The organism is Streptomyces spiralis (assembly GCF_014654675.1).
Classification (GTDB): Bacteria; Actinomycetota; Actinomycetes; order Streptomycetales; family Streptomycetaceae; genus Streptomyces; species Streptomyces spiralis.
Genome location: NZ_BNBC01000005.1, coordinates 263853 through 289470, shown reverse-complemented (window position 1 = coordinate 289470; position 25618 = coordinate 263853). Strand labels below are relative to the sequence as shown.

Sequence of the window (25618 nt, the reverse complement as noted above, 5' to 3'; positions counted from 1 at the left end):
AGATCCGCTACCTGGCCTTCAACACCGACGCCCCGTCGGTGAAGAGCAAGGCCGTGCGCCAGGCGATGGCCCAGGTCGTCAACCGCAGCGAACTCGTCGCCAAGGTCTACGGCACACAGGCCGAGCCGCTCTTCTCGCTGGTCCCGGCCGCCGTCACCGGCCACTCCAACTCGTTCTTCAACAAGTACGGCGACCCGAACGTCACCAAGGCCAAGTCCCTGCTGTCCAAGGCGGACATCACCACTCCGGTGAAGCTGACGCTGCACTACACGACGGACCACTACGGCTCGGCCACCAAGAAGGAATTCGAGATCCTTCAGGAGCAGCTCAACTCCAGCGGCCTGTTCGACGTCAGCATCCAGGGCACGCCGTGGGGGCAGTTCCGCCCGGCGGAGCAGAAGGGCCAGTACGAGGTCTACGGCATGGGCTGGTTCCCGGACTTCCCGGACCCCGACAACTTCCTGGCGCCGTTCCTCGACAAGGACAACTTCCTCGGTTCGCCGTACGCCAACAGCGATATCCGCAACACCCTGATCCCGCAGTCCCGGCGTGAGGCCGACCGTGGCTCCTCCAGCCTGACGACCATCCAGAACATCGTCGCCACCGACGTCCCGGTGATTCCGCTGTGGCAGGGCAAGCAGTACGTCGCCGCCCGCGACGACGTCACGGGCACCGCGTACGCCCTCAACTCCTCCTCCACCCTGCAGCTGTGGGAGCTCGGCCGCGGCGTGAGCGGCTGAGGCCACACCGCACGAACGACGAGGCGCCCCTCCCGGACCTTCCGGGAGGGGCGCCTCTCGTCGCAGGAAGCGTTCGGCCGCCGCCCTACTGCGCGCCGGGCCGCACCAGACCGCTCTCGTACGCGTACACCGCCGCCTGCACGCGGTCGCGCAGCCCCAGCTTGGTCAGCACATGCCCGACATGCGTCTTGACCGTCGTCTCGCTGACGAACAGGTCCGCGGCGATCTCCGCGTTGGACAGCCCGCGCGCCACCAGCTTGAGCACCTCGACCTCACGCTCGGTCAGGGTGTGCAGGGTGTCCGGCACCGGCTCGTCCCCGGACGGAAGATGCGTGGCGTACTTGTCCAGGAGCCGGCGCGTGATGCTCGGCGCCAGCATCGCCTCGCCGGCCGCGACCACTCGGATCGCCTGCACCAGCTCGTTGGCCGGGGCGTCCTTCAGCAGGAAGCCGCTCGCGCCCGCGCGCAGCGCCTCCACCACGTACTCGTCGAGGTCGAAGGTGGTCAGCACCAGGACCTTCGCCGGGCCGTCCCGCCCGGGTCCGGTGATCTGCCGGGTCGCCTCGACCCCGTCCATCCGCGGCATGCGGATGTCCATCAGCACCACATCGGGCTGCAGGGCCCGCACCTGGTCCAGGGCCTGGAGGCCGTCTCCGGCCTCGCCCACGACCGCGATGTCCTGCTCCGCCTCCAGAATCATCCGGAACCCGGTGCGCAGCAGCGGCTGGTCGTCGACCAGTAGGACGCGGATGGCCACGTGAGTCTCCTTCGCTGGGCCCCTACTCCGGGCCCATTCTGCCTTGCACCTGTGCGGTGGTCGGTCCCTGGGGCAGCGGCAGCGGGTAGGGCGGGGGAGTGCCCCCGAACTCCGGGCAGTGGGCCCGGTGGTCGCACCAGCCGCACAGCTTCGTGGGGCGCGGCCGCCAGTCACCGGTCTCGGTCGCCAGCCGGATGGCCTCCCACAGCGCCAGCAGCTTGCGCTCCACCCGCTCCAGGTCGGCCGGGACCGGGTCGTACGTCAGCACGTCACCACTGCCCAGGTACACCAGCTGCAACCGCCGCGGAACGATCTTCTTCAGCCGCCAGACCACCAGGGCGTAGAACTTCATCTGGAACAGCGCGCCCTCGGCGTACTCCGGCCGGGGCGCCTTGCCCGTCTTGTAGTCGACGATCCGTACCTCGCCGGTTGGCGCCACGTCCACCCGGTCGATGATCCCGCGCAGCCTGAGCCCCGAGTCCAGCTCCGTCTCGACGAACAGCTCCCGCTCGGCCGGCTCCAGCCGGGTCGGGTCCTCCAGCGTGAACCAGCGCTCCACCAGCTGCTCCGCCTCCGTCAGCCAGCGGGCCAGCCGCTCGCCGTCCACGTCGTCGGCGAACAGCTCCACCAGCTCCGGCCGGGACTCCCGCAACCGGTCCCACTGGCCGGGGATCAGCGCCTTGGCCCGGGGCGCGGTCCGCTCGGCGGCCGGTGCGTCGAAGAGCCGCTCGAGCACCGCGTGCACCAGCGTGCCCCGCGTGGCCGCCTCACTCGGCTTCTCCGGCAGCCGGTCGATCACCCGGAACCGGTACAGCAACGGACACTGCATGAAGTCCCCGGCCCGGGAGGGCGACAACGAAACCGGCCCGGCCGTGCGGACTGTGCCGGTGACCGCTTGCGCCGCCGGGCCCACACCCGCGTCGCTGCTCTCCGCGGTCGTGCTCACCGCGGCGTCGGCTGCCCGGTTCGCCGCCCCGCACCGGCCCCGACCGCGCCGAACCCATCCGCTCCGGGCATGGGGGCGTCCGCCGTCGCGGTCGGTGTCTGGTCCGGGGCCGGTGGCGGTGCGGGGGTGCCTTCAGCGGCCGGTGCGGTCTCGGTGCCGTCGGGTTCCGTCCCGCCCGCCGTGGTGGTCTCCATGCCACAGACCTTACGGCCCGCCACTGACAGTGACCCAGCCGCGCGGCCCCGGTCCGGGGTGACGGGCACGACAGCGGGCAGAACACAGGGGTGCCGGGCGGAAGCCTTCGCCACGGCCGCATACCATCGACCCGAGACCTTCCGGCCGGCAGGCACGGAAGACGCGCTTCGAACGAGGGGACACCGTGGACGTGAGCGGCGGGAGCGGGCAGCCGCGGTCCGGCAACGACGAGCCGACCGAACCCCGCACGGGCCCCTCGGCCCCGGCACCCCACGACGGCACCGCCCGCCCGGAGTCACCCGGCCACGACCCCGGCCCCGGAGCGGGAGACGAGCGCGCCCCGGACGAGAACGGACCTCCCGGCGGGGACTTCTCCGCCCCCGACGACCGAGGCGACCACCACCCGGCCGACGCTGCCGACGACGGAGCCGACCACCACCCGGCCGACGCTGCCGACGACGGAGGCGACCACCACCCGGCCGGCCCGGCCGACGCCGCCGACGAGCCCTTCCGGGACAGCGCCGCCGGCCCCGGCCCCGGCCCCGGTACCGACCCCGAGCACGACACCCACCCCGACCGCGCCCACGCCCACGCCGGTGGCGGTCAGGCACCGCCGCCCCGGCGGCCCCGGGAGCCCGGAGGCGGGCTGCTCATGGGGCGGCCCTTCGGTGTGCCCGTCTACGTGGGGCCCAGCTGGTTCCTCGTCGCCGCCCTGATCACGTGGGTCTTCGGCGGCCAGCTCGACCGCGTGCTGCCCGAGCTCGGCGCCGCCCGCTACCTGGTCTCCCTCTTCTTCGCGGTCGCCTTCTACGGCTCCGTCCTCGTCCACGAGCTCGCCCACACCCTCGCCGCGATCCGCTTCAAACTCCCCGTCCGCCGCATCCACCTGCAGTTCTTCGGCGGTGTCTCGGAGATCGAGAAGGAGGCCGAGACCCCCGGCCGCGAGTTCGTCCTTGCCTTCGTCGGCCCCCTGCTCTCCCTGGTCCTTGCCGGCGTCTTCTACCTCGCCCTCCAGCCCGTCGAACGCGGCACGGTCCTCGGCGTGCTCCTGGCCGCCCTGATGGTCTCCAACCTCATCGTCGCCGCGTTCAACCTGCTGCCCGGCCTGCCCCTCGACGGCGGCCGCATGCTCCGCGCCGTCGTCTGGAAGATCACCGGCCGGCCGATGACCGGCACCGTCGCCGCCGCCTGGGTCGGCCGGCTCCTCGCCGTCTCCGTCCTCATCGGCCTGCCCCTGCTCACCCAGTCCGGCGCCCTCGGCTCCACCGCCGAGGACAGCGTCGGTATGGACACCGTCACCGACGCCCTGCTCGCCGCCATCATCGCCGCGATCATCTGGACCGGCGCCGGCAACAGCCTGCGCATGGCCCGCCTGCGCGAACACCTCCCCGAACTGCGCGCCCGCGCCCTCACCCGGCGTGCGGTCCCCGTCCAGACCAACACCTCCCTCGCCGAGGCCCTGCGCCGCGCCAACGCCGCCGGTGCCCGCGCCCTCGTCGTCGTCGACGGCCACGGCGAGCCGCTCTCCCTGGTCCGCGAGTCCGCCATCGTCGGCGTACCCGAACACCGCCGCCCCTGGGTGTACGCCAGCGAGCTCGCCCAGGACCTCACCGACGGCATGCGCGTCTCCGCCGAGCTGGCCGGCGAGCAGCTCCTGGACGTGCTGCGCGCCACCCCGGCCACCGAGTACCTCGTGGTGGAGGAGACCGGGGAGATCTACGGCGTGCTGTCCGCCGCCGACGTCGAGCGGGCCTTCGTGAAGGCCATGGCCCGGCCCTCCGCTTCCGCCTAGCGACCGCCGCCCGCGTGGTCGGCGGGCCCTTCGGGGACCGGTAGGCTGGTCACATGTCCGAACCGACCGGTGCCGCCCGCCGCCGCGGGCCCTTCAAGGTCGGGGACCAGGTACAGCTGACCGACCCCAAGGGCCGCCACTACACGTTCACGCTCGAGGCCGGGAAGAACTTCCACACCCACAAGGGTTCCTTCCCGCACGACGAACTGATCGGCGCACCCGAGGGCAGCGTTGTCCGCACCACCGGCAACGTCGCCTACCTCGCGCTGCGTCCCCTGCTCCCCGACTACGTCCTGTCCATGCCCCGCGGGGCAGCCGTCGTCTACCCCAAGGACGCGGGGCAGATCCTCGCCTTCGCCGACATCTTCCCCGGCGCCCGCGTCGTGGAGGCCGGTGTCGGCTCGGGCTCGCTCAGCAGCTTCCTGCTGCGCGCCATCGGTGACCAGGGCATGCTGCACAGCTACGAGCGCCGCGCGGACTTCGCCGAGATCGCCCAGGCGAACGTGGAGCGCTACTTCGGCGGCCCGCACCCCGCCTGGCAGCTCACCGTCGGCGACCTCCAGGACAACCTGTCCGACACCGACGTCGACCGCGTCATCCTCGACATGCTCGCCCCCTGGGAGTGCCTGGAGGCCGTCTCCAAGGCGCTCGTCCCCGGCGGCATCCTGTGCTGCTACGTCGCCACCACCACCCAGCTCGCCCGGACCGTGGAGTCCATCCGCGAGATCGGCTGCTTCAACGAGCCGACCGCCTGGGAGACGATGATCCGCAACTGGCACATCGAGGGCCTCGCCGTCCGCCCCGACCACCGGATGATCGGGCACACGGGCTTCCTGCTCACCGCCCGCCGCCTCGCGGACGGCGTCGAGCCGCCCATGCGCCGCCGCCGCCCCGCCAAGGGCGCCTACGGCGAGGACTACGAGGGCCCCAACGCCGACGGAGGCACCGGCCGCTGACGCGGCCCCCGCTGCAGCCAACGAACGGGCGCCGTGGCGGAGTTCCCCCTGCTGAAACGGGAACTCCGCCACGGCGCCCCCGCGTTGAACCCGCACAGGAACCTGCCGCCGCCGCACGGCGGCGGCCCGGGCCGGTCACAAGTACCCACCCCACCGTTCCCCCGCACTGTGACGTGTGGCACGATGCTGGCCACCCCCACCGGCACAGCCCTCACAGGAGACACTCCTAGTGCAGCACCCAGCCGTTCCGGAACTGGCACACACGCACACCCGCCCCATCCACTGGGTGGCCACCGCCACGGCCGTCGCCGGTGTCATCGCCCTCTCCCCGGCCCTGCAGCCCGGCTCCGCCACCGCCGCCCAGACCGCCGACGGCGGCACCCGGGCCAAGAGCGCCCCCGCGGCCGCCGCACCCGCCACCACCGGCGTGACCTTCCCGCTCCAGTGCGGACCCGTGAAGGCCGTCGTGGCGAAGAAGGCCTCCGGGGACCTCGACCGCGACGGCCGGCCGGAGACCGTGGCCGTCGTGCACTGCGACGCCTCCATGGGCACCCCGCCCGACGCCGTCTACGTCCTCACCCAGGCCGAAGGGGCCAAGGCGCCGCGCGTGGTGGCCACCCTCGTCGACCCCAAGGACCGGTACACCGTCACCGACTTCGCCGTGCGGGCCGGCGACATAACGGCCACCCTCCTCGGCTACTCCTCGCCCGACGTGCCCAATTGCTGCCCCGACGTGAAGGACAGCGTGAAGTGGCGGTGGCAGAACGGCGCGTTCGTCCGCTCCACGCCCGCCCAGGCGCGCGGCGTCTGACACCGCGCCCGCAGGGGTGTGAGAAATCAGACAGTAGTGACGGCAGGCGCTCGTGCGGTCACCCCGCGTCAGGTCCGTACCTCTCGACCTTGTCCGAAACGCGACGCACATGGATGCACTCGCCCGGGCACTCCCTCGCCGAGTCGACGACGTCCGTGAGAAGCGCCAGCGGCACGGGCGTTGCCGCCCCCTTCTCCTGCAGGAGCTCGTCGTCCGCGCCCTTCACATAGGCCAGGCCGTCGATGTCCAGCTCGAAGACTTCAGGCGCATACTGTGCGCAGATGCCGTCACCGGTGCACAGATCCTGGTCGATCCAGACCTCCAGTGCCTCGCCACCGTCCGCGGTCCGCTGCTGCACGCTCATCTCTCCTGCCGTATCACGTCGAGCCGCACGGGAATCAGGCCAGCTCTGACGGGTGTTGAACATCTCGAGACTATCTCTGTCCGCTTTCCAATCATGTTCGGTGGGTATTCCCCTGGCGTGAGGGAGAGCGCAAGGGTGAAGATCGGACACACCCCGACCGTCTTTGTGATCTAGGGGTTTCAATCGACACCCACCCAGGTAGGGTCTGGAAGCGTCCAGCTCCCCTTGGAGGAGGTGAGGACCGTGGCAGCCCACGACGACGACATGAACCGCGGCATCCGCCCGGGACGAGGGTCCGAAGACCCGGCCGGGCAGATTGCCTACCTTGAGCAGGAGATCGCCGTCCTGCGACGCAAGCTCGCCGACTCTCCGCGGCACACGAGGATTCTCGAAGAGCGGATCGTCGAGCTGCAGACCAACCTGGCCGGCGTCTCCGCGCAGAACGAACGCCTCGCGAACACTCTCCGCGAGGCCCGCGACCAGATCGTGGCCCTCAAGGAAGAGGTCGACAGGCTCGCCCAGCCGCCCGCCGGCTTCGGCGTCTTCCTGCAGGCCAACGAGGACGGCACCGCCGACATCTTCACCGGTGGCCGCAAGCTGCGGGTGAACGTCAGCCCCAGCGTCGAGCTCGACGAGCTCCGGCGCGGCCAGGAAGTGATGCTCAACGAAGCGCTCAACGTGGTCGAGGCCATGGAGTTCGAGCGCGTCGGCGACATCGTCACCCTCAAGGAGATCCTCGAGGACGGCGAGCGCGCCCTGGTCATCGGGCACACCGACGAGGAACGGGTGGTACGGCTCGCCGAGCCGCTGCTGGACGTGACCATCCGCGCCGGCGACGCCCTCCTGCTCGAGCCCAGGTCCGGCTACGTCTACGAGGTCGTGCCCAAGAGCGAGGTCGAGGAGCTCGTCCTCGAAGAGGTGCCCGACATCGGATACGACCAGATCGGTGGCCTCGGCAACCAGATCGAGATGATCCGCGACGCCGTCGAGCTGCCGTACCTCTATCCGGACCTGTTCAAGGAGCACGAACTGCGCCCGCCCAAGGGTGTGCTGCTCTACGGGCCGCCCGGATGCGGAAAGACGCTCATCGCCAAGGCCGTCGCCAACTCGCTGGCCAAGAAGGTCGCCGAGGTCACCGGCCAGGCCGCCGGCAAGAGCTTCTTCCTCAACATCAAGGGCCCCGAGCTCCTGAACAAGTACGTCGGCGAGACCGAGCGGCAGATCCGCCTGGTCTTCCAGCGAGCCCGCGAGAAGGCCAGCGAGGGCACCCCCGTCATCGTCTTCTTCGACGAGATGGAGTCCCTCTTCCGCACCCGCGGCTCCGGCGTCAGCTCGGACGTGGAGAACACCATCGTCCCCCAGCTGCTCGCCGAGATCGACGGCGTGGAGGGCCTGCAGAACGTGGTCGTGATCGGCGCCTCCAACCGCGAGGACATGATCGACCCGGCCATCCTGCGCCCCGGCCGGCTCGACGTGAAGATCAAGATCGAGCGTCCGGACGCCGAGGCGGCCCAGGACATCTTCGGGAAGTACCTCACCGAGCGTCTTCCGCTGCACGGGGACGACCTCTCGGAACACGGCGGCGACAAGGACGCCACGGTCCAGGCCATGATCCAGACCGCGGTCGAGCAGATGTACGCCGAAACCGAGGAGAACCGCTTCCTGGAGGTCACCTACGCCAACGGCGACAAGGAAGTCCTCTACTTCAAGGACTTCAACTCCGGCGCCATGATCGAGAACATCGTCGGCCGCGCCAAGAAAATGGCGATCAAGGACTTCCTCGAGAAGAACCAGAAGGGCCTCCGCGTCTCCCATCTGCTCCAGGCATGCGTGGACGAGTTCAAGGAGAACGAGGACCTGCCCAACACCACCAACCCGGACGACTGGGCCCGGATCTCCGGAAAGAAGGGCGAGCGGATCGTCTACATCCGCACCCTCATCACCGGAAAGCAGGGCGCGGACACCGGACGCTCCATCGACACGGTGGCGAACACCGGACAGTACCTGTAAAAGCAGGGCGGCTGCGGGTGCCCTCGGCGGGTACCCGCAGCCGACCTGTTTTTCGGGGCCACGCACGGAGCAGGCAATGACGCAAATGATCTCCCCACCAGCGCAAAGGCGTTCTAGGCTCTTTCGTACCGCCGGGTCGCGCAGTGCGGGGACGGGCACCGCACAGGCACCCGAGCACCAGCGGTACTTGAGCGCCGCCCACGACCGAGGGCGCCGCCGGGCAAGGAGGGCCGCATGACCGTACGGCGAGTAATGGGCATCGAGACGGAGTACGGGATCTCCGTCCCCGGTCACCCCAACGCCAATGCCATGCTCACCTCGTCCCAGATCGTCAATGCCTACGCGGCGGCGATGCACCGGGCCCGCCGGGCCCGCTGGGACTTCGAGGAGGAGAACCCGCTGCGGGACGCCCGTGGCTTCGACCTCGCCCGCGAGGCCGCCGACGCCAGTCAGCTCACGGACGAGGACATCGGCCTGGCCAACGTCATCCTCACCAATGGCGCGCGGCTCTACGTCGACCACGCCCACCCCGAGTACAGCGCCCCGGAGGTCACCAACCCGCGCGACGCCGTCCTGTGGGACAAGGCCGGCGAGCGGATCATGGCCGAGGCCGCCGAACGCGCCGCCCAGCTGCCCGGCGCCCAGCCGATCCACCTCTACAAGAACAACACCGACAACAAGGGCGCCTCCTACGGCACGCACGAGAACTACCTGATGAAGCGGGAGACCGCCTTCTCCGACATCGTGCGCCACCTCACGCCCTTCTTCGTCTCCCGCCAGGTCATCACCGGCGCAGGCCGCGTCGGCATCGGTCAGGACGGCCACGAGCACGGCTTCCAGCTCAGCCAGCGCGCGGACTACTTCGAGGTCGAGGTCGGCCTGGAGACGACGCTGAAGCGCCCCATCATCAACACCCGCGACGAACCGCACGCCGACGCGGAGAAGTACCGCCGGCTGCACGTGATCATCGGCGACGCGAACCTCTCCGAGATCTCGACCTACCTCAAGCTGGGCATGACCGCCCTGGTCCTGTCCATGATCGAGGACGGCTTCATCGCCGTCGACCTGGCCGTCGACCAGCCCGTACGCACCCTCCACCAGGTCTCGCACGACCCGTCCCTCAAGCGTCTGATCACGCTCCGCAGCGGCCGCACGCTCACCGCGGTCCAGCTCCAGATGGAGTACTACGAGCTGTCGCGCAAGTACGTCGAGGAGCGCTTCGGCGCGGACGCCGACGACCAGACCAAGGACGTCCTGGCCCGCTGGGAGGACACGCTCAACCGGCTGGAGAACGACCCCATGAGCCTGGCCGGCGAGCTGGACTGGGTCGCCAAGCGGGCGCTCATGGAGGGCTACCGGCGCCGCGACGGCCTGGACTGGGACGCCGCCCGCCTGCACCTGGTGGACCTCCAGTACGCGGACGTACGCCCCGAGAAGGGCCTGTACAACCGTCTGGTGGCCCGCGGACGCATGAAGCGCCTGCTGGACGAGTCCGAGGTCGACCGGGCCCGCAGGAAGCCGCCGGAGGACACCCGCGCCTACTTCCGCGGCCGCTGCCTGGAGCAGTACGCGGACGACGTCGCCGCGGCCTCCTGGGACTCGGTCATCTTCGACCTGCCCGGCCGGGACTCGCTCCAGCGCGTCCCGACCCTGGAACCGCTTCGCGGAACGCGTAATCACGTCAAGGAGCTCCTGGACCGCTGCCGCACCGCGGAGGACCTGGTCAGGGTCCTGTCCGGCGGCTGAGCGGGTACTCGGACCGGACCGGCCGGACGGGGTGGAAATCCCTCCGGCCGGGAATCATCGAGACGGCCCCCGTACGTTGGAGAAACCACGGGGCCGATGTCGGACCCGGCTTGTAGGGTCTGATCATCACCGATCGGCCGTAATGCCGACCATGTCGGGCGAACTGAGCGGGGTGAGGGTTATGGCAACGAAGGACACCGGCGGCGGGCAGCAGAAGGCCACGCACTCGACCGAGGAGGTCGAGGAGCAGGTCCAGGACGCACAGGCCGCCGAGGACCTCAAGGAACGCCACGAGAAGCTGAGCGACGACGTGGACGACGTCCTCGACGAAATCGACGATGTGCTCGAGTCCAACGCCGAGGACTTCGTGCGGTCCTTCGTCCAGAAGGGCGGCCAGTAGGCCGCGTCCTACTAGGCCGCGTCCTCCTTCGATTCGAAGGAGGGCGGGCGGAGCGGCGGCGGACGATCCGGTCGGCGAAGCGCTGCGTGCGGTGCGGTGAGGCCACACCGCACGCAGCCTTCGCTTCCGGGCGGCGCCACCGTGCACGGGGTTCGGCGAGGGCTTTGTGCGAGCCGCCCGCAGGCTTCCGCCGTTCATGTGGATCACCGCCACAAGGCGGGTAGGGTCCGTGGCGTACTGTGCTTCAACTGCAATTCCGGCCTCGGCCTGTTGCGGGACGATCCCGGAGCCGCGTACCGAGCTGCCGACTACCTGGAAGGAAACGCGTGGAAGCCAACACTCGTAGCACCGGGCGTCTACCGGCCGCCTTCCTGACGCCTGGGTCCTCCTCGTTCATGGACTTCCTCTCCGAGCACCAGCCGGAGCTGCTGCCGGGCAAGCGGCAGCTGCCGCCCGTGCAGGGCGTGATCGAGGCTCCGCACGGCACGACCATCGTCGCCACGACGTTCCCGGGGGGCGTCGTGCTGGCCGGTGACCGCCGGGCGACCATGGGGAACGTCATCGCGCAGCGGGACATCGAGAAGGTGTTCCCGGCGGACGAGTACTCGGCCGTCGGCATCGCCGGCACCGCCGGTATCGCCGTGGAGATGGTGAAGCTGTTCCAGCTGGAGCTGGAGCACTTCGAGAAGGTCGAGGGGGCGCAGCTCTCGCTGGAGGGCAAGGCGAACCGGCTGTCGACCATGATCCGTTCCAACCTGGGCATGGCCATGCAGGGCCTGGCCGTCGTGCCCCTCTTCGCGGGGTACGACCTGGACCGCGAGAAGGGCCGGATCTTCTCCTACGACGTCACGGGCGGCCGCAGCGAGGAACACGGCTTCGCGGCGACCGGCTCCGGGTCGATCTTCGCGCGCGGTGCCATGAAGAAGCTCTTCCGTGAGGATCTGTCCGAGGCCGAGGCCACGACGCTGGTGGTGCAGGCTCTGTACGACGCGGCAGACGACGACTCGGCGACCGGTGGTCCCGATGTCGCCCGCCGGATCTATCCGATCGTCACCGTGATCACCGAGGACGGCTTCCGCCGGCTCACCGACGACGAGGCCTCCGAGATCGCCCGCTCGGTGCTCCAGCGGCGTCTGGAGCAGCCCGACGGCCCGCGGGCGGCGCTGCTGTAGCCGGGGGCCGCTCTTGTCCAGGGTGATCGAGTGACTTCTACAGAAAGGGACGGATAACCGGTGTCGACGCCGTTCTATGTGTCACCTCAGCAGGCCATGGCCGACCGGGCGGAGTACGCCCGCAAGGGCATCGCCCGCGGCCGCAGCCTGGTCGTGCTGCAGTACGCCGACGGAATCGTGTTCGTCGGTGAGAATCCGTCCCGCGCGCTGCACAAGTTCAGCGAGATCTACGACCGGATCGGGTTCGCCGCGGCCGGCAAGTACAACGAGTACGAGAACCTGCGCATCGGCGGCGTCCGCTACGCCGACCTGCGGGGTTACACCTACGACCGGGACGACGTCACGGCCCGCGGTCTGGCCAACGTCTACGCCCAGACGCTGGGCACGATCTTCTCCAGCGCGGCGGAGAAGCCGTACGAGGTGGAGCTGGTGGTCGCCGAGGTGGGGGAGACCCCGGAGGGTGACCAGATCTACCGGCTGCCGCACGACGGGTCGATCGTGGACGAGCACGGCTCGGTCGCGGTCGGTGGCAACGCCGAGCAGATCAGCAGCTATCTCGACCAGCGCCATCAGGACGGGATGACCCTGGCCGAGGCGCTGAAGCTGGCGGTGCAGGCCCTGTCCCGCGACACCAACGGCAGCGAGCGGGAGATCCCCGCGGAGCGCCTGGAGGTGGCGGTGCTGGACCGTACGCGTCCGCAGAAGCGCAAGTTCAAGCGCATCGTGGGGCGCCAGCTGGCGCGGCTGCTGGAGGGCGGCGAGGCGGACACCTCGCAGGACGGCGACGACGCGGCCGACTCGGCCGACTCCTCGGGCTCCGAGGAGAAGTAGTCCTTCCGAGCGGTCCTTCGCTCCCGGGTGCCCCGGAGCCGGCGTCACGGACGCCGGCTCCGGGGCACCGGCGTCTCAGGAGGCTCTGGGCGGGGCCGTGGAGCCTCGTACCACCAGTTCGACCGGGATGTCCCCGCCGACCGGTGTGCGGCCCTCCAGGACGGCCAGGAGGGCGTGCATGCCGCGTTCGCCGAACAGTTCCGCGTCCAGGCGGACGGTGGTCAGCTCGGGGTCGATGGCGGTCGCGAGGGCGAGGTCGTCGAGGCCGGTGACGGAGATGTCGTCGGGTACGCGCAGGCCGAGGCGGCGCAGGGCCTTGTAGGCGCCGGCGGCCAGTTTGTCGTCGTCGCAGACCAGCGCGGTGGGTCGGCGCCCGGGGGCGCTCAGGGCGGCCTCGGTGGCGGCGTGGGCGTCCTCGATGGAGATGGGGGCGCGGGCGGTGCCGACGGAGGTGCCCGGTACGGCGCCGACGCGCGCCGCGAGCTCCCGTGCCCGTACCTCGAAGGTCCAGGAGGGCACGTCCGCCGCGAGGTGGAGGAGGTGCCGGTGGCCGAGGGCGAGCAGATGGTCGGCGACCTGGCGTACACCGTCGGCGATGTCCAGGTTCACCGTGGCGGCGCCGAGGCTGCCCTCGGGGTCGCTGTCCAGCATGACCAGGGGGAGCTGGTCGCCGCGGATGGCGGTCAGGGCGTCGGCGGCCATGGAGGAGGCGATGACGCCGTCCAGGGCTGCCTGGGCGGAGGCGAAGGGGTTGCGGGCCGGTCCGATGCCTTCGGGGGAGGGGTAGAGGACGACGCCGAACCCGTGTTCGGCGGCGACGCGGGCGGCGCCGGTGTAGACGCCGGCGAAGAACTCGGTGGTCAGGGCGGGGACGACGAGGAGGACGGTGCGGGTGCGCCCGAGGCGCAGGTTGCGGGCGGCGAGGTTGGGCCGGTAGCCGAGGTCGTGGGCGGCCTGCCGCACCCGTTCGGCGGTGGCCTGCGAGACCCGGCCGCGCCACTTGTCGCCCAGGACGAGCGAGACGGCGGCCTGGGAGACCCCGGCGGCCTGGGCGACGTCACGGCTGGTGGGGCGCGTGCTTGCTGGTGCCACCGCGGGCCTGCTCCTCATCGTCGGGTCGTTCGCGGTCGTCTTCGTGCGGTCGTCTTCGGTGGTCCTGGCCCGGGGGTTCGGGCGTCTGGACCGGTGAACTGCGCACATGGTACGTATGGCAGGCGACGTTATACGTAAAACCTGAGCCTGGGAGGGCGTGCGATGGCCGCGGGATTCGCGGGTTACCTGGAGATCCTCGGGGCGCGGCACGCCGCCCGGCTGCTGACGGGCACGCTGGTGGGGCGGCTGCCGAACGCCACCGCGGCGATCGCGATCGTGCTGTTCGTGCGCGCGGAGGGCGGCACGTACAGCCTGGCGGGGGCGCTGGCGGCGGTGTACGGGGTGGCCAACGCGGTCGGCCAGCCGGTGCTGGGCCGCCTGGTGGACCTGCACGGACAGCCCCGGGTGCAGCTGCCGGCCGCGGTCGCCTCGGCCCTGGCGATGACCGCCTTCGCGCTGACCGGCACCGAGCCGCCGGTGCTCGCCTGGGCGGCCGTCGCGGCGGCCGGGCTGTTCACCCCGCCGCTGGAGGGCGGTCTGCGCGCGCTGTGGCCGAGTGTCCTGCGCAAGGACGGCCAGGTGCACACGGCGTACGCGATGGACGCGGTGGCGCAGGAAGTCATGTTCACCGTGGGGCCGTTGCTGGTGACGCTGTGCGCGTCGCTGTGGTCGGCGCGGGCCGCGCTGGTGGTGCTGAACGTGATCGGGGTGCTGGGCGCGCTGTCGGTGGTGGTCTCGCCGCCGTCCCGGGGGTGGCGTTCGGCGCCGCGTGAGGCGCACTGGCTCGGGGCGCTGCGCTCGCCGGGGCTGCTGGTGCTGCTGGGGGCGTTCCTGTTCGTCGGGATCGCGCTGGGGTCCATCACGGTGGCGTCGGTGCCGTACGCGGACGCACATGGCGGGGACGCGGTGTACGGCTGGCTGATGGCGGCGCTGGGCCTGGGGGCGCTGATGGGCGGGACGGTCTACGGGGCGCGGCCGTGGAGGGGTGTGCCCGAGCGGCGACTGCGGGTGCTGGTGGCGCTTCTGGCGGTGTGTTATCTGCCGCTGATGCTGATGCCGGATGCGGTGGCGATGGTGGCGCTGACGGTGCTGTCCGGGGTGTTCCTGGCGCCGTGCATCGCATGTGCGTTCATCATCGTGGACCGGCACGCGCCGAGCGGGACGGTCACCGAGGCGTTCTCCTGGCTTGTGACGACGTTCACAGTGGGGGCGTCGGTGGGGACGGGGGTGGCCGGGCCGGTGGTCCAGGCGGGCGGCGCGCTGTGGGGATTCGCGGTGCCGGGCGCGGCGGGGGCCGTGTCGTTGCTGGTGCTTCTGGCCACCGGGCGGGTCCTCGCAGCTCCCGCCGGGAGGGCGGTCGTTGCGGCTTCATCGGAAAATGATCCAAATCGTGCTGTCGAACCCCGTTTCAGCTCGGGGGATCGGGCGTAATGTTCACTCATGGACCGCCGCATTTTCGGGCTGGAGAACGAGTACGGTGTCACGTGCACGTTCAGGGGACAGCGCCGTCTGTCGCCTGACGAGGTGGCGCGGTACCTCTTCCGCCGTGTCGTGTCATGGGGCCGCAGCAGCAATGTCTTTCTGCGGAACGGCGCCCGGCTTTATCTCGACGTGGGCTCACATCCGGAATACGCGACACCCGAATGTGACAATGTGATCGAACTGGTCACCCACGACAAGGCCGGCGAGCGCATTCTGGAAGGACTCCTGGTAGACGCGGAACGACGCCTGCACGAGGAGGGAATCGCGGGCGACGTCTACCTCTTCAAGAACAACACCGACTCGGCGGGCAACTCCTACGGCTGCCATGAGAACTACCTGGTGGCGCGGCACGGGGAGTTCTCGAGGCTCGCGGACATCCTCATCCCGTTCCTGGTCACCAGGCAGCTGCTGTGCGGTGCGGGCAAGGTGCTGCAGACGCCGCGCGGGGCCGTGTACTGCGTGAGCCAGCGGGCGGAGCACATCTGGGAGGGCGTCTCCTCGGCGACGACGCGTTCCCGGCCGATCATCAACACCCGCGACGAGCCGCACGCGGACGCCGAGCGCTACCGCCGGCTGCACGTCATCGTGGGCGACTCGAACATGTCCGAGACGACCATGCTGCTCAAGGTCGGCGCCACCGACCTGGTGCTGCGCATGATCGAGGCGGGCACGGTGATGCGCGACCTCACCCTGGAGAACCCGATCCGGGCGATCCGCGAGGTCAGCCACGACATCACGGGCCGCCGCAAGGTCCGCCTGGCCAGCGGCCGGGAGGCCTCGGCGCTGGAGGTGCAGCGCGAGTACTACGAGAAGGCGCTGGACTTCTGCGAGCGGCGCGGCATCCGCACCGGCACGGTGGAGCAGGTGCTGGAGCTGTGGGGCCGGACGCTGGACGCGATCGAGACGGAGGATCTCGACCGGATCGGCACCGAGATCGACTGGGTGATGAAGTACAAGCTCATCGAGCGGTACCGCGCCAAGCACAACATGACCATGTCGCATCCGCGGGTCGCCCAGATAGACCTCGCCTACCACGACATCCACCGCCGTCGTGGCCTGTACTACCTGCTGGAGAAGAAGGGCCAAGCGACCCGGATCTGCAACGACTTGAAGATCTTCGAGGGCAAGTCGGTTCCGCCGCAGACCACTCGGGCGCGGCTGCGCGGCGACTTCATCCGGCGGGCGCAGGAGCAGCGGCGGGACTTCACCGTCGACTGGGTCCACCTCAAGCTCAACGACCAGGCGCAGCGGACGGTGTTGTGCAAGGACCCGTTCCGTTCGGTGGACGACCGGGTGGAGAAGCTGATCGCCGGAATGTGAGCCGTGTGCGGGCCGGCAGGCGCGGCCCGCACGAATTACCGGAACGCCACACGGGCGCCGTACGTTTCACGTACGGCGCCCGTGCGGCATCGTAGAGTTGCGCGCACGCCATCAACATACCGATCGATTACGAGGCCCCCACCGTGCGCCGACGCTCTCTTCTTCTTACCGTCCCCGCCGGGCTGGTCACTCTGGCCGCCTGTGGCAACGACAACGCCGGCACGAGCAAGGCCAGTGAGACCGCCTCCCCGTCGCCGACCGCCCCGGCCACGTCGGCCGCCCCGCCGCCGAAGATCGTCTCCGGGCCGCTGCCGGCGATCACCGCGGGTACGAAGTTCGGGCAGAAGCCGACCGTGGCCAAGGGCACCGGTGAGCCGTCGAAGGACCTCGCTCTGAAGACCGTGATCGCTGGCGGCGGCCGCTCGGTGGCGGAGAACGACTACGTCCAGGCGCACTACCTGGGGCAGATCTGGGACTCGGGCAAGGTCTTCGACAACTCCTACGACCGCAAGGCGCCGCTGATCATCCAGCTCTCCCAGGGGTCGATCATCGACGGCTGGCGCTATGCGCTGGCCGGGAAGAAGGTCGGCAGCCGGCTCCTGTTCTCGGTGCCGCCGACCTGGGGCTACGGCGCGCAGGGCAACGCGCAGGCTGGCATCAAGGGCACGGACACGCTGGTGTTCGTCGTCGATGTGCAGAACACCTTCAACGCGACGAGCTCGGCCAAGGGCAAGGCCGTGCCGCAGAACAAGGCGGACCTGCCGAAGGTGGGCACCAACACCGACGGCAAGGCGCCGTCCATCGCCGTGCCGAAGGCCGCCGCGCCGAAGAACCTCGTGTCCGAGTACGTCATCGAGGGCAGCGGTCCGGTGGTCAAGGCCGACCAGACGGTGCTCGTCCAGTACAAGGGCGTGCTGTGGGACGGCGGCAAGGAGTTCGACTCGACCTACCAGAAGAAGACCCTGGCGTCGTTCTCCCTCCAGCAGGTCGTCAAGGGGTGGGCGCAGGGCATGACCGGCAAGAAGGTGGGCAGCCGGATCCTGATCGTGATTCCTCCGGCGCTGGGCTACGGCGACAACCCGCCGCCGAACAGCGGCATCCAGAAGGACTCCACGATGGTGTTCACCGTGGACATCCTCGCCGCGATGTGAGGCGCGGGAGATGTAAGACTGTGCCTGTTGCCTTATCGCAGACAAAGCAGGAGCTAGAGACGTGAGCATCGACAAGCCCGAGATCGACTTCCCGGGCGGCGAGCCCCCGGCGGAGCTGGAGATCAAGGACATCTGGGAGGGCGACGGCGAGGTGGCGAAGGCGGGTCAGACCGTCACCGTCCACTACGTGGGTGTCGCCTTCAGCACCGGTGAGGAGTTCGACGCCAGCTGGAACCGGGGTACCCCCTTCCGCTTTCCGCTGGGCGCCGGCCGTGTCATCAAGGGCTGGGACCAGGGCGTGCAGGGCATGAAGGTCGGCGGCCGCCGCCAGCTGACCATCCCGGCCCACCTCGCCTACGGCAACCAGAGCCCGACCCCGGCGATCAAGCCCGGCGAGACGCTGATCTTCGTCGTGGACCTGCTCGGGGTCTGACCGACCTGCTTCGGATCCCACACGGATCCAGCAGGTTCCGATCACCTGGGGCCCATGCCTGTTCGGGCATGGGCCCTCGGCTTTTGCCACCGCGTCGCGGAGCGGTACGGTCATCGGTCGTAAGCACCATAAGGAAGGCGAAGGGCACCGATGGCCATTGCCAAGGCCGAGCGGCTGATGAACCTGGCGCTGTGCCTGCTCGGGGCGCGGCGGCCGCTCAGCAAGCGTGAGCTGCGCGAGTCCATCGAGGCCTATCTCGAAGCGGGGTCCGACGACTCCTTCAACCGCATGTTCGAGCGGGACAAGGACGACCTGCGGGAGCTGGGGCTGGTCATCGAGACCGTCGAAAGCCTGGACGGCGAGATCGGCTACCTGGCCCGCCGGGACAGCAACCGGCTGCCGGCCATCACCCTGGACGCCGAGGAGGCCGCCGCGCTGGGGCTGGCCGCCAAGGTCTGGCAGCAGGCCCGTCTCGCCGGGGCCGCCAGCGGCGCCCTGCAGAAGCTGCGTGCGGCCGGGCTGCCCGAGGACGTCGACCCGTACGAGGCGCACGGCGCCCTGGAGCCGCGCATCCCGGTGCACGAGGCCGCCTTCGAGCCGCTGATGCTGGCCTGCCGCGACCGCCGCCCGGTCGTCTTCGACTACCGCAAGGCCAGCGCCGCCCGCCCGGAGACCCGGCACGTCGAGCCGTGGGCGCTGGAGTGCTGGCGCGGCCACTGGTACCTGGCCGGCTTCGACCGCGACCGCGGCGCCGAGCGCGTCTTCCGGCTCTCCCGGATCACCGGGAAGGTCCGCTCCCGCGGCACCGGCTTCACCGCCCCGGTCCCCGACGTCGTCACCGTCCGCGAGACCGTCGCGAGCTGGGCGGGCGAGATCGCCGACCGCTCCGCCCGGATCCGGCTGCGCTCGGGCGCGGGCTACCCCCTTCGGGCGAAGGCCTCGGCGATACGGGAACTCGGTGACGGGTGGGACGAGTTGGACATCCCGTACGGGCACGGGCTGGACGCCTGGCTGGTGGAGTTCGGACCGGACGTGGTGGTTGTGGAGCCCGCCGAGCTGCGGGCGGACGTGGTGGACCGGCTGCGTGCCGTGGCCAAGGGCTGAGGGGGAGCGAGCAACACTGTGGCAGGCAAACCGGTCAGGCCCGTGAACGCCATCGACCAGACCCGGCGGATGCTCTCCCTGGTGACGTATCTCAGGGAGCGCCCCGGCGCCCGGATCGAGGACGTGGCGCGTGCCTTCGGCATCACCGAGGACGAGCTGGTCTCGGACCTCGACGTGCTGCCCATGTGCGGCACCAGCTTCCGCGGCGGCGACCTGCTCGACATCGACACCGACGGCGAGCGCATCTGGTGGCACAACCCGGCCGCGCTCGGCGCCGAGGCGGCCGAGCCGCTGCGGCTGGCCGCCGACGAGGCGACCGCCCTGCTGGTGGCCGCCCGCGCGGTGGCCACCCTGCCCGGACTGCGCGAGAGCGACCGGCAGGCGCTGCTGCGGGCGACCGCCAAGGTGGAGGCGGCGGCCGGCGAGGCGGCGGGCGCCAGCTCGCGCCTGTCGGTGACCTTCGAGTCCGAGGGCGGGGTCTTCGCCGACGTGGACCGGGCGATCTCCGAGCGCCGCCGTCTGTGGATCCGCTACTACTCGCCCGCGCGCGACGAGGTCACCGAGCGCGAGATCGACCCCATCCGCCTGGTCAGCGTCGGGCACACGTACGTGGAGGCCTGGTGCCGCCGCTCCGAGGCGCGCCGCACCTTCCGGCTCGACCGGGTCGCCGAGATCAAGATCCTCGACGAGCCGTCCGCGCCCCCCGAGATAGAGCTGCGCGATCTGTCTGAGGCGCTGGTGCAGCCCGCCGCCGAGGACCCCGAGGTCGTCGTCGAGGTGGGCCCGGGCGGTCGCTGGGTCGCCGAGTACTACCCGCACGACAGCGCCGATGAACTTCCCGACGGCGGCCTGCGTATCACTCTGCGCACCCCCGATCCGGCCTCGCTCAGACGCCTGGCGCTGCGCCTCGGCCGGGACGGCCGGATCGTCGAACCACGCGACCTGGCCGCCAGCGCCCGCCAGGCGGCCTCAGACGCACTGGCGGCCTACGACGACGCGACGGGCGCGGCGGGCATGGCCGACGCGGGCGGTGCGGCAGGCAAGGCGGACGTCGACCACGCGGGGGACACCCGGGTCGGCGGCACCAGTGAGGGCGGCCCCGGCGCCGAGGGCTTCCCGGGCGCCGCCGGCTCTCCGGGCGTTCCCGGTGCCTCGGGCGCTGCGGGGTCCCCGGGCGTTCCCGGCGCCCCGCAGGCCGTGGGCTCCTCGGGGCGTGCCGCGCCGGAAGTCCGGGGCGTGCCCGCGGGGTCCGGTGGGTTGGACGGGCGGTACGACAGGCAGGAGCAGGGACTTTGAGCGAGTCGTCGGTGGCCGGGGTGCGCGGGATGTCGGTGGCGGCGGCGTTCGCCGGGATGAGGAGTGTGGCCCCGGTGGTGTTCCGGGCGGGCTGCCCCGACTGCCGGGGCCGTTTCGAGCTCGCCGCGAGCGCGTTGCGCCTGGCCATCGGCGCCAGCAGGCGCTCCACCTTCTACTCCTTCACCTGCCCCGACTGCGGCGCGGCGGTCCGCAAGCCGGCCGGCGAGCGCATCGTGGAGCTGCTCACCGGCGGCGGGGTCAGGACGCTGCGCCTGCACTCGACGGTCTAGTCTCGTGGGCATGTTCTGGCCGATGTTCGCGGTAGCCGCGGGTTTCCTGGGTCTCGCCGTCCTCGGAGTCCTCGCCGTGCGGGTCTTCGTCGAGGCGCGGCGGCTCGGGAGGCAGGTCTCGGAGTCGGCGCGCCGTATCAACCGGGCGGCCGAGGAGCTGGAGCGGGCGAGCCTGAGCGCCGCCCGGTCGGCGGAGTCGCTGTGAGTCCCGCGGTCAACCGCCGTTGGACGACGCCCGGTAAGAGTTCCGTGGGCGTGCGGCGCGGACGGCTTTCGCCCTGTCATGCTGCCGCTTCGGCCAGGTACGCTGCTGAAGGCGGACCGGAGAACGAGGCCCGGGCCGCGGACGGGAGTACGCACAGGGATTGCCTCACGTTCACCCCTGAGCGTTACGATCGCTGCCAGCCGATCGCTCGGACACGTGTCCGACCGGTCGGACAGCATCCCACCCAGCCGCCTCGGTGAGAAGGTAAAGACTTATGTTCGGAAGGCTCGGAGCCCCCGAGATCATTCTCATCCTCGTCGTCATCATCCTGCTGTTCGGCGCGAAGAAGCTTCCGGACATGGCGCGCTCGCTCGGCAAGTCCGCCCGCATCCTCAAGAGCGAGGCCAAGGCGATGAAGGAGGAGGGCCGCACCACCACCTCCTCCTCCGCGCCGGCGCCCGGCGACGAGCAGCCTCCCGCGCAGCGCACGATCCAGGCCGCCCCCGGTGACGTGACGAGCTCGCGCCCGGTCAACGAGCCGACGGACACCACCCAGCGCTGACGCACGGCCGGACTCCTCCGGCCTGCCGCACGAGATGAGGATGTGGGTTTGCTCAAGCCTGCCCGCAAGAAGGAGAGGGATCCCGAGGGGCGCATGCCTCTCGCGGACCACCTCCGCGAGCTCCGCAACCGGCTCGCGAAGGCCATGCTGGCCGTCGTCGTCGTCACGATCGTCGCCGCCTTCTTCTACAACGACATCATCAACTTCCTGACGAGGCCCATCCTCGACTCGATCGGTTGCCCGCAGACGTTCGAACAGCTGGCGAGGACCAGCGGCAAGCAGCAGTGCGCGGAGATCACGATCAACGGCCTCCTCGCACCGTTCACGCTGGCCCTCCAGGTCTCCCTGATGGCCGGCGTCGTGGCCGCGTCGCCGATCTGGCTCTACCAGCTGTGGGCGTTCGTCGCGCCCGGCCTGCACCGGCACGAGAAGAAGTACGCCTACGCCTTCGTCTTCACCGGCGCCCCGCTGTTCTTCGGCGGTGCCTTCTTCGCGTACAAGGTGCTGCCCACCACGGCGAAGGTGCTGCTCGACTTCACGCCGAACGGGTCCATCAGGAACTTCCTGCCGCTCGACGACCTGCTCCAGCTCGTCACGCGCATGGTGATCGTCTTCGGTCTCTCCTTCGAGCTGCCGCTGCTGCTGATCATGCTCAACCTCACCGGGGTGCTCACCGGCAGGCGCATGCTCGGCTGGTGGCGAGCGATGATCCTCGGCATCACGGTCTTCGCGGCCGTGGCGACCCCGAGCACCGACCCGCTGTCGATGCTGGCCCTCGCTGGTCCGATCTGGGTGCTGTACTTCGGCGCGGTCGCCTTCTCGCTGCTGAACGACCGCCGCAAGCGCCGCCGTGAGGAGGCCGGCCCGTCCGACGACGAGGCCTCCGAGCTCGACCTGACCCCCGAGGACGTCGGCGACGTCGAACCGGTCAGCGCCAGCCGCGGCCTGCCCGAGCAGTCCGGCCCGGACCGGGTCAACGGCTACGACGACGTGACCTGAGCCCACCACCGAAGGCACACGGCCGGCCGCTCGCCACCGCGAGCGGCCGGCCTTTCCGTGTTCCGGGGTGATCCGGATAATGATCGTCCTGTTGTCAGTGCGGCCCGGTACGCTCGAAAGCACGATGACTCAGGACCTCTCACCGGCCGAGCGGTACGCGGCAGCGCGCAGGCGAGCTGCCGAGCAGGCCACCGCGCTCGCGGGCTTCCGCGAGATGTACGACTTCGGCCTCGACCCCTTCCAGATCGAGGCCTGCCGGGCCCTGGAGGCGGGCAAGGGCGTGCTGGTCGCCGCGCCCACCGGCTCGGGCAAGACGATCGTCGGCGAGTTCGCCGTCCACCTCGCCCTCCAGCAGGGCAGGAAGTGCTTCTACACGACCCCCATCAAGGCCCTGTCGAACCAGAAGTACTCCGACCTGTGCCGTCGCTACGGCAGCGGCAAGGTCGGCCTGCTCACCGGCGACAACAGCATCAACGCGGACGCCCCCGTGGTCGTGATGACCACCGAGGTGCTGCGGAACATGCTCTACGCGGGCTCCCAGACCCTGCGCGGCCTCGGCTATGTGGTCATGGACGAGGTGCACTACCTCTCCGACCGCTTCCGCGGCGCCGTCTGGGAGGAAGTGATCATCCACCTGCCCGCCTCGGTGACGCTGGTGTCACTGTCGGCGACCGTGTCCAACGCCGAGGAGTTCGGCGACTGGCTGGACACCGTCCGCGGCGACACCGAGGTGATCGTCTCCGAGCACCGGCCCGTGCCGCTGTTCCAGCACGTGCTGGCCGGACGCCGGATGTACGACCTGTTCGAGGAGGGCGAGGGTCACCGCAGGGCCGTCAACCCCGACCTCACGCGCATGGCCCGCCTGGAGGCCAGCCGCCCCACCTACGCCGACCGCCGGCGCGGCCGGAACATGCGCGAGGCCGACCGCGAGCGCGAGCGCCGGCAGCGCTCCCGGATCTGGACGCCCAGCCGCCCCGAGGTCATCGAGCGGCTGGACTCCGAGGGCCTGCTGCCCGCGATCACCTTCATCTTCAGCCGCGCCGCCTGCGAGGCCGCCGTCCAGCAGTGCCTGTACGCGGGCCTCAGGCTCAACGACGAGGAGGCGCGGGAGCAGGTCCGCGCCCTGGTCGAGGAGCGCACCGCCCACATCGCGCCGGAGGACCTGCACGTCCTCGGGTACTACGAGTGGCTGGAGGGCCTGGAGCGGGGCATCGCCGCTCACCACGCGGGCATGCTGCCGACCTTCAAGGAGGTCGTCGAGGAGCTGTTCGTGCGCGGCCTGGTCAAGGCGGTCTTCGCCACCGAGACCCTCGCCCTCGGCATCAACATGCCCGCCCGCTCGGTGGTGCTGGAGAAGCTCGTCAAGTGGAACGGCGAGCAGCACGCCGACATCACCCCCGGCGAGTACACGCAGCTGACCGGCCGGGCCGGCCGCCGCGGCATCGACGTCGAGGGCCACGCGGTCGTGCTGTGGCAGCGCGCGATGAACCCCGAGCAGGTCGCGGGCCTGGCCGGCACGCGCACCTACCCGCTGCGCTCCAGCTTCAAGCCCTCGTACAACATGGCGGTCAACCTGGTCGAGCAGTTCGGCCGGCACCGCTCCCGCGAGCTGCTGGAGACCTCCTTCGCGCAGTTCCAGGCCGACAAGTCGGTGGTCGGGATCTCCCGGCAGGTGCAGCGCAACGAGGAGGGCCTGGCCGGCTACAAGGAGGCCATGACCTGCCACCTCGGGGACTTCTCCGAGTACGCGCGGCTGCGCCGGGAGCTGAAGGACCGCGAGACCGAGCTGGCCCGCCAGGGCGCCTCGCAGCGCCGTGCCGAGGCCGCCGTCGCCCTGGAGAGGCTCAAGCCCGGCGACGTCATCCACGTGCCCACGGGCAAGTACGCGGGGCTGGCGCTGGTCCTGGACCCGGGCCTGCCCGCCGGCCGGTCCAACGGCCACCGGGGCTTCGAACACCACGACGGGCCGCGCCCGCTGGTGCTGACCGCCGAGCGGCAGGTCAAGCGGCTGGCGGCGATCGACTTCCCCGTGCCCGTCGAGGCGCTGGAGCGGATGCGCATCCCGAAGTCCTTCAACCCGCGCTCCCCGCAGTCCCGCCGCGACCTGGCCTCCGCGCTGCGCACCAAGGCGGGGCACATCCGGCCGGAGCGGCACCGGGGGCGGCGCTCCCAGGCGGCCGACGACCGGGAGATCGCCCGGCTGCGCACCGCCCTGCGTGCCCACCCCTGCCACGGCTGCAACGACCGCGAGGACCACGCCCGTTGGGCCGAGCGCTACCACCGGCTGCTGCGCGACACCAAGCAGCTCGAGCACCGCATCGAGGGCCGTACGAACACCATCGCCCGGACCTTCGACCGCATCGTGTCGCTGCTGACCGAGCTGGACTACCTGCGCGGCAACGAGGTGACCGAGCACGGCAAGCGACTGGCCCGGCTGTACGGCGAACTGGACCTGCTCGCCAGCGAATGCCTGCGCGAGCGCGTGTGGGAGGGCCTGAGCCCGGCCGAACTGGCCGCCTGCGTCTCGGCGTTGGTCTACGAGGCCCGGGTCGGCGACGACGCCCTGGCGCCCAAGCTGCCCTCGGGCAAGGCGAAGGCCGCGCTCGGCGAGATGGTGCGGATCTGGGGCCGGCTGGACGCCCTGGAGGAGGAGTTCCGGATCAACCAGGCCGAGGGCGTCGGCCAGCGCGAGCCCGACCTCGGCTTCGCCTGGGCCGCGTACATGTGGGCCTCGGGCACGGGTCTGGACGAGGTGCTGCGCGAGGCGGACATGCCGGCCGGCGACTTCGTGCGCTGGTGCAAGCAGGTGATCGACGTCCTGGGCCAGATCTCGGCGGCGGCTCCCGTCGAGGGGTCGACGGTGGCGAAGAACGCCCGCAAGGCGGTCGAGGGGCTGCTGCGGGGCGTGGTCGCCTACTCGTCGGTCGGGTAGGCCTCCGGGCCCTCGGACCCTGACCGGCTCCT

At 70.7% G+C, this 25618-nt stretch carries 25 protein-coding genes and 1 pseudogene; 21 read left to right on the top strand and 5 right to left on the bottom strand.

The annotated features are described in order from the left end of the window. A partial coding sequence (locus tag IE318_RS08520) for an ABC transporter substrate-binding protein (protein ID WP_229903402.1) occupies positions 1-740 on the top strand: 740 nt, incomplete at its 5' end. An 85-nt stretch (positions 741-825) separates the two neighbouring features. Here IE318_RS08520 and IE318_RS08515 read toward each other — a convergent pair. From IE318_RS08515 to IE318_RS08505, 3 genes are read right to left on the bottom strand one after another with little or no spacing between them, the layout of a single operon-like run. Next, positions 826-1497 carry a response regulator gene (locus IE318_RS08515; RefSeq protein WP_030179609.1) on the bottom strand — a complete coding sequence of 224 codons (672 nt, stop codon included), beginning with the start codon at positions 1495-1497 and terminating at the stop codon, positions 826-828. A gap of 22 nt (positions 1498-1519) precedes the next feature. Then, on the bottom strand, positions 1520-2410 hold the full coding sequence (locus IE318_RS08510) for a RecB family exonuclease (RefSeq protein WP_268256733.1): 891 nt from the start codon (positions 2408-2410) through the stop codon (positions 1520-1522). Positions 2411-2439: 29 nt separating this feature from the next. Further along, positions 2440-2637 carry a hypothetical protein gene (locus IE318_RS08505; RefSeq protein ID WP_189898167.1) on the bottom strand — a complete coding sequence of 66 codons (198 nt, stop codon included), beginning with the start codon at positions 2635-2637 and terminating at the stop codon, positions 2440-2442. Between the two features lie 185 nt (positions 2638-2822). Here IE318_RS08505 and IE318_RS08500 point away from each other — a divergent pair, with 185 nt between their 5' ends. The 3 genes from IE318_RS08500 to IE318_RS08490 all read left to right on the top strand — a co-directional run bounded on the left by IE318_RS08500 (position 2823) and on the right by IE318_RS08490 (position 6197). Then, positions 2823-4430: a site-2 protease family protein gene (locus IE318_RS08500; RefSeq protein ID WP_189898166.1), complete on the top strand. Its 1608-nt coding sequence runs from the start codon at positions 2823-2825 to the stop codon at positions 4428-4430. A 53-nt stretch (positions 4431-4483) separates the two neighbouring features. Next, positions 4484-5386, top strand: coding sequence for a tRNA (adenine-N1)-methyltransferase (locus tag IE318_RS08495; protein WP_030179604.1), 903 nt, complete (start codon positions 4484-4486; stop codon positions 5384-5386). Positions 5387-5615: 229 nt separating this feature from the next. After that, positions 5616-6197, top strand: coding sequence for a hypothetical protein (locus IE318_RS08490; protein WP_030179602.1), 582 nt, complete (start codon positions 5616-5618; stop codon positions 6195-6197). A gap of 58 nt (positions 6198-6255) precedes the next feature. Here IE318_RS08490 and IE318_RS08485 read toward each other — a convergent pair whose 3' ends face one another. After that, complete coding sequence (locus IE318_RS08485) at positions 6256-6561, bottom strand: ferredoxin (RefSeq protein ID WP_189898193.1); 306 nt, start codon at positions 6559-6561, stop codon at positions 6256-6258. Positions 6562-6804: 243 nt separating this feature from the next. Here IE318_RS08485 and arc point away from each other — a divergent pair, with 243 nt between their 5' ends. The 6 genes from arc to prcA all read left to right on the top strand — a co-directional run bounded on the left by arc (position 6805) and on the right by prcA (position 12720). Then, the gene (arc, locus tag IE318_RS08480) at positions 6805-8571 is read left to right on the top strand and encodes a proteasome ATPase (RefSeq protein ID WP_030179599.1); all 1767 of its coding nucleotides are present in this window, start codon (positions 6805-6807) and stop codon (positions 8569-8571) included. A 234-nt stretch (positions 8572-8805) separates the two neighbouring features. Further along, a complete protein-coding gene (dop, locus tag IE318_RS08475) occupies positions 8806-10317 on the top strand; it encodes a depupylase/deamidase Dop (RefSeq protein ID WP_362042006.1) in 1512 nt (503 codons plus the stop codon). Positions 10318-10498: 181 nt separating this feature from the next. Beyond that, positions 10499-10717 (top strand): ubiquitin-like protein Pup, encoded by a 219-nt coding sequence (locus IE318_RS08470; RefSeq protein WP_030179596.1) that lies wholly within the window; start codon positions 10499-10501, stop codon positions 10715-10717. Between the two features lie 96 nt (positions 10718-10813). Beyond that, a complete protein-coding gene (locus tag IE318_RS08465; RefSeq protein ID WP_189898163.1) occupies positions 10814-11092 on the top strand; it encodes an endonuclease domain-containing protein in 279 nt (92 codons plus the stop codon). Then, positions 11044-11889 carry a proteasome subunit beta gene (gene prcB / locus IE318_RS08460; protein WP_030179593.1) on the top strand — a complete coding sequence of 282 codons (846 nt, stop codon included), beginning with the start codon at positions 11044-11046 and terminating at the stop codon, positions 11887-11889. Before IE318_RS08465 ends, prcB begins: the two co-directional genes overlap by 49 nt. 60 nt (positions 11890-11949) lie before the next feature. Further along, entirely contained in the window at positions 11950-12720 is a 771-nt protein-coding gene (prcA, locus tag IE318_RS08455) for a proteasome subunit alpha (RefSeq protein WP_189898161.1), read from the top strand. A gap of 75 nt (positions 12721-12795) precedes the next feature. On the opposite strand, the gene IE318_RS08450 is transcribed toward prcA, so the two are convergent. Then, the gene (locus IE318_RS08450; protein ID WP_189898158.1) at positions 12796-13812 is read right to left on the bottom strand and encodes a LacI family DNA-binding transcriptional regulator; all 1017 of its coding nucleotides are present in this window, start codon (positions 13810-13812) and stop codon (positions 12796-12798) included. 162 nt (positions 13813-13974) lie between these two features. Here IE318_RS08450 and IE318_RS08445 point away from each other — a divergent pair, with 162 nt between their 5' ends. From IE318_RS08445 to IE318_RS08395, 11 genes and pseudogenes are all read left to right on the top strand, one after another. Then, positions 13975-15243, top strand: a complete 1269-nt coding sequence (locus tag IE318_RS08445) for an MFS transporter (RefSeq protein ID WP_189898156.1) — start codon at positions 13975-13977, stop codon at positions 15241-15243. Between the two features lie 9 nt (positions 15244-15252). Beyond that, positions 15253-16614, top strand: coding sequence for a Pup--protein ligase (gene pafA / locus IE318_RS08440; protein WP_030179586.1), 1362 nt, complete (start codon positions 15253-15255; stop codon positions 16612-16614). A gap of 143 nt (positions 16615-16757) precedes the next feature. Next, a complete protein-coding gene (locus tag IE318_RS08435; RefSeq protein ID WP_189898154.1) occupies positions 16758-17765 on the top strand; it encodes an FKBP-type peptidyl-prolyl cis-trans isomerase in 1008 nt (335 codons plus the stop codon). A gap of 61 nt (positions 17766-17826) precedes the next feature. After that, complete coding sequence (locus IE318_RS08430; protein WP_030179581.1) at positions 17827-18198, top strand: FKBP-type peptidyl-prolyl cis-trans isomerase; 372 nt, start codon at positions 17827-17829, stop codon at positions 18196-18198. A gap of 150 nt (positions 18199-18348) precedes the next feature. Continuing rightward, positions 18349-19302, top strand: coding sequence for a helix-turn-helix transcriptional regulator (locus IE318_RS08425; RefSeq protein WP_189898152.1), 954 nt, complete (start codon positions 18349-18351; stop codon positions 19300-19302). Between the two features lie 18 nt (positions 19303-19320). Next, positions 19321-20320, top strand: a pseudogene (locus tag IE318_RS08420) (helix-turn-helix transcriptional regulator); the annotation flags it as partial. Between the two features lie 274 nt (positions 20321-20594). Beyond that, the gene (locus IE318_RS08415; protein ID WP_189898149.1) at positions 20595-20888 is read left to right on the top strand and encodes a CpXC domain-containing protein; all 294 of its coding nucleotides are present in this window, start codon (positions 20595-20597) and stop codon (positions 20886-20888) included. Positions 20889-20898: 10 nt separating this feature from the next. Next, a complete protein-coding gene (locus IE318_RS08410; RefSeq protein WP_030179573.1) occupies positions 20899-21093 on the top strand; it encodes a hypothetical protein in 195 nt (64 codons plus the stop codon). Positions 21094-21367: 274 nt separating this feature from the next. Then, positions 21368-21655, top strand: coding sequence for a Sec-independent protein translocase subunit TatA (gene tatA, locus IE318_RS08405; protein WP_030179570.1), 288 nt, complete (start codon positions 21368-21370; stop codon positions 21653-21655). Between the two features lie 48 nt (positions 21656-21703). Further along, positions 21704-22654, top strand: coding sequence for a twin-arginine translocase subunit TatC (gene tatC, locus IE318_RS08400; RefSeq protein ID WP_189898146.1), 951 nt, complete (start codon positions 21704-21706; stop codon positions 22652-22654). A gap of 79 nt (positions 22655-22733) precedes the next feature. Then, positions 22734-25586 carry a DEAD/DEAH box helicase gene (locus tag IE318_RS08395; protein WP_189898143.1) on the top strand — a complete coding sequence of 951 codons (2853 nt, stop codon included), beginning with the start codon at positions 22734-22736 and terminating at the stop codon, positions 25584-25586. Positions 25587-25618: the final 32 nt, after the last annotated feature.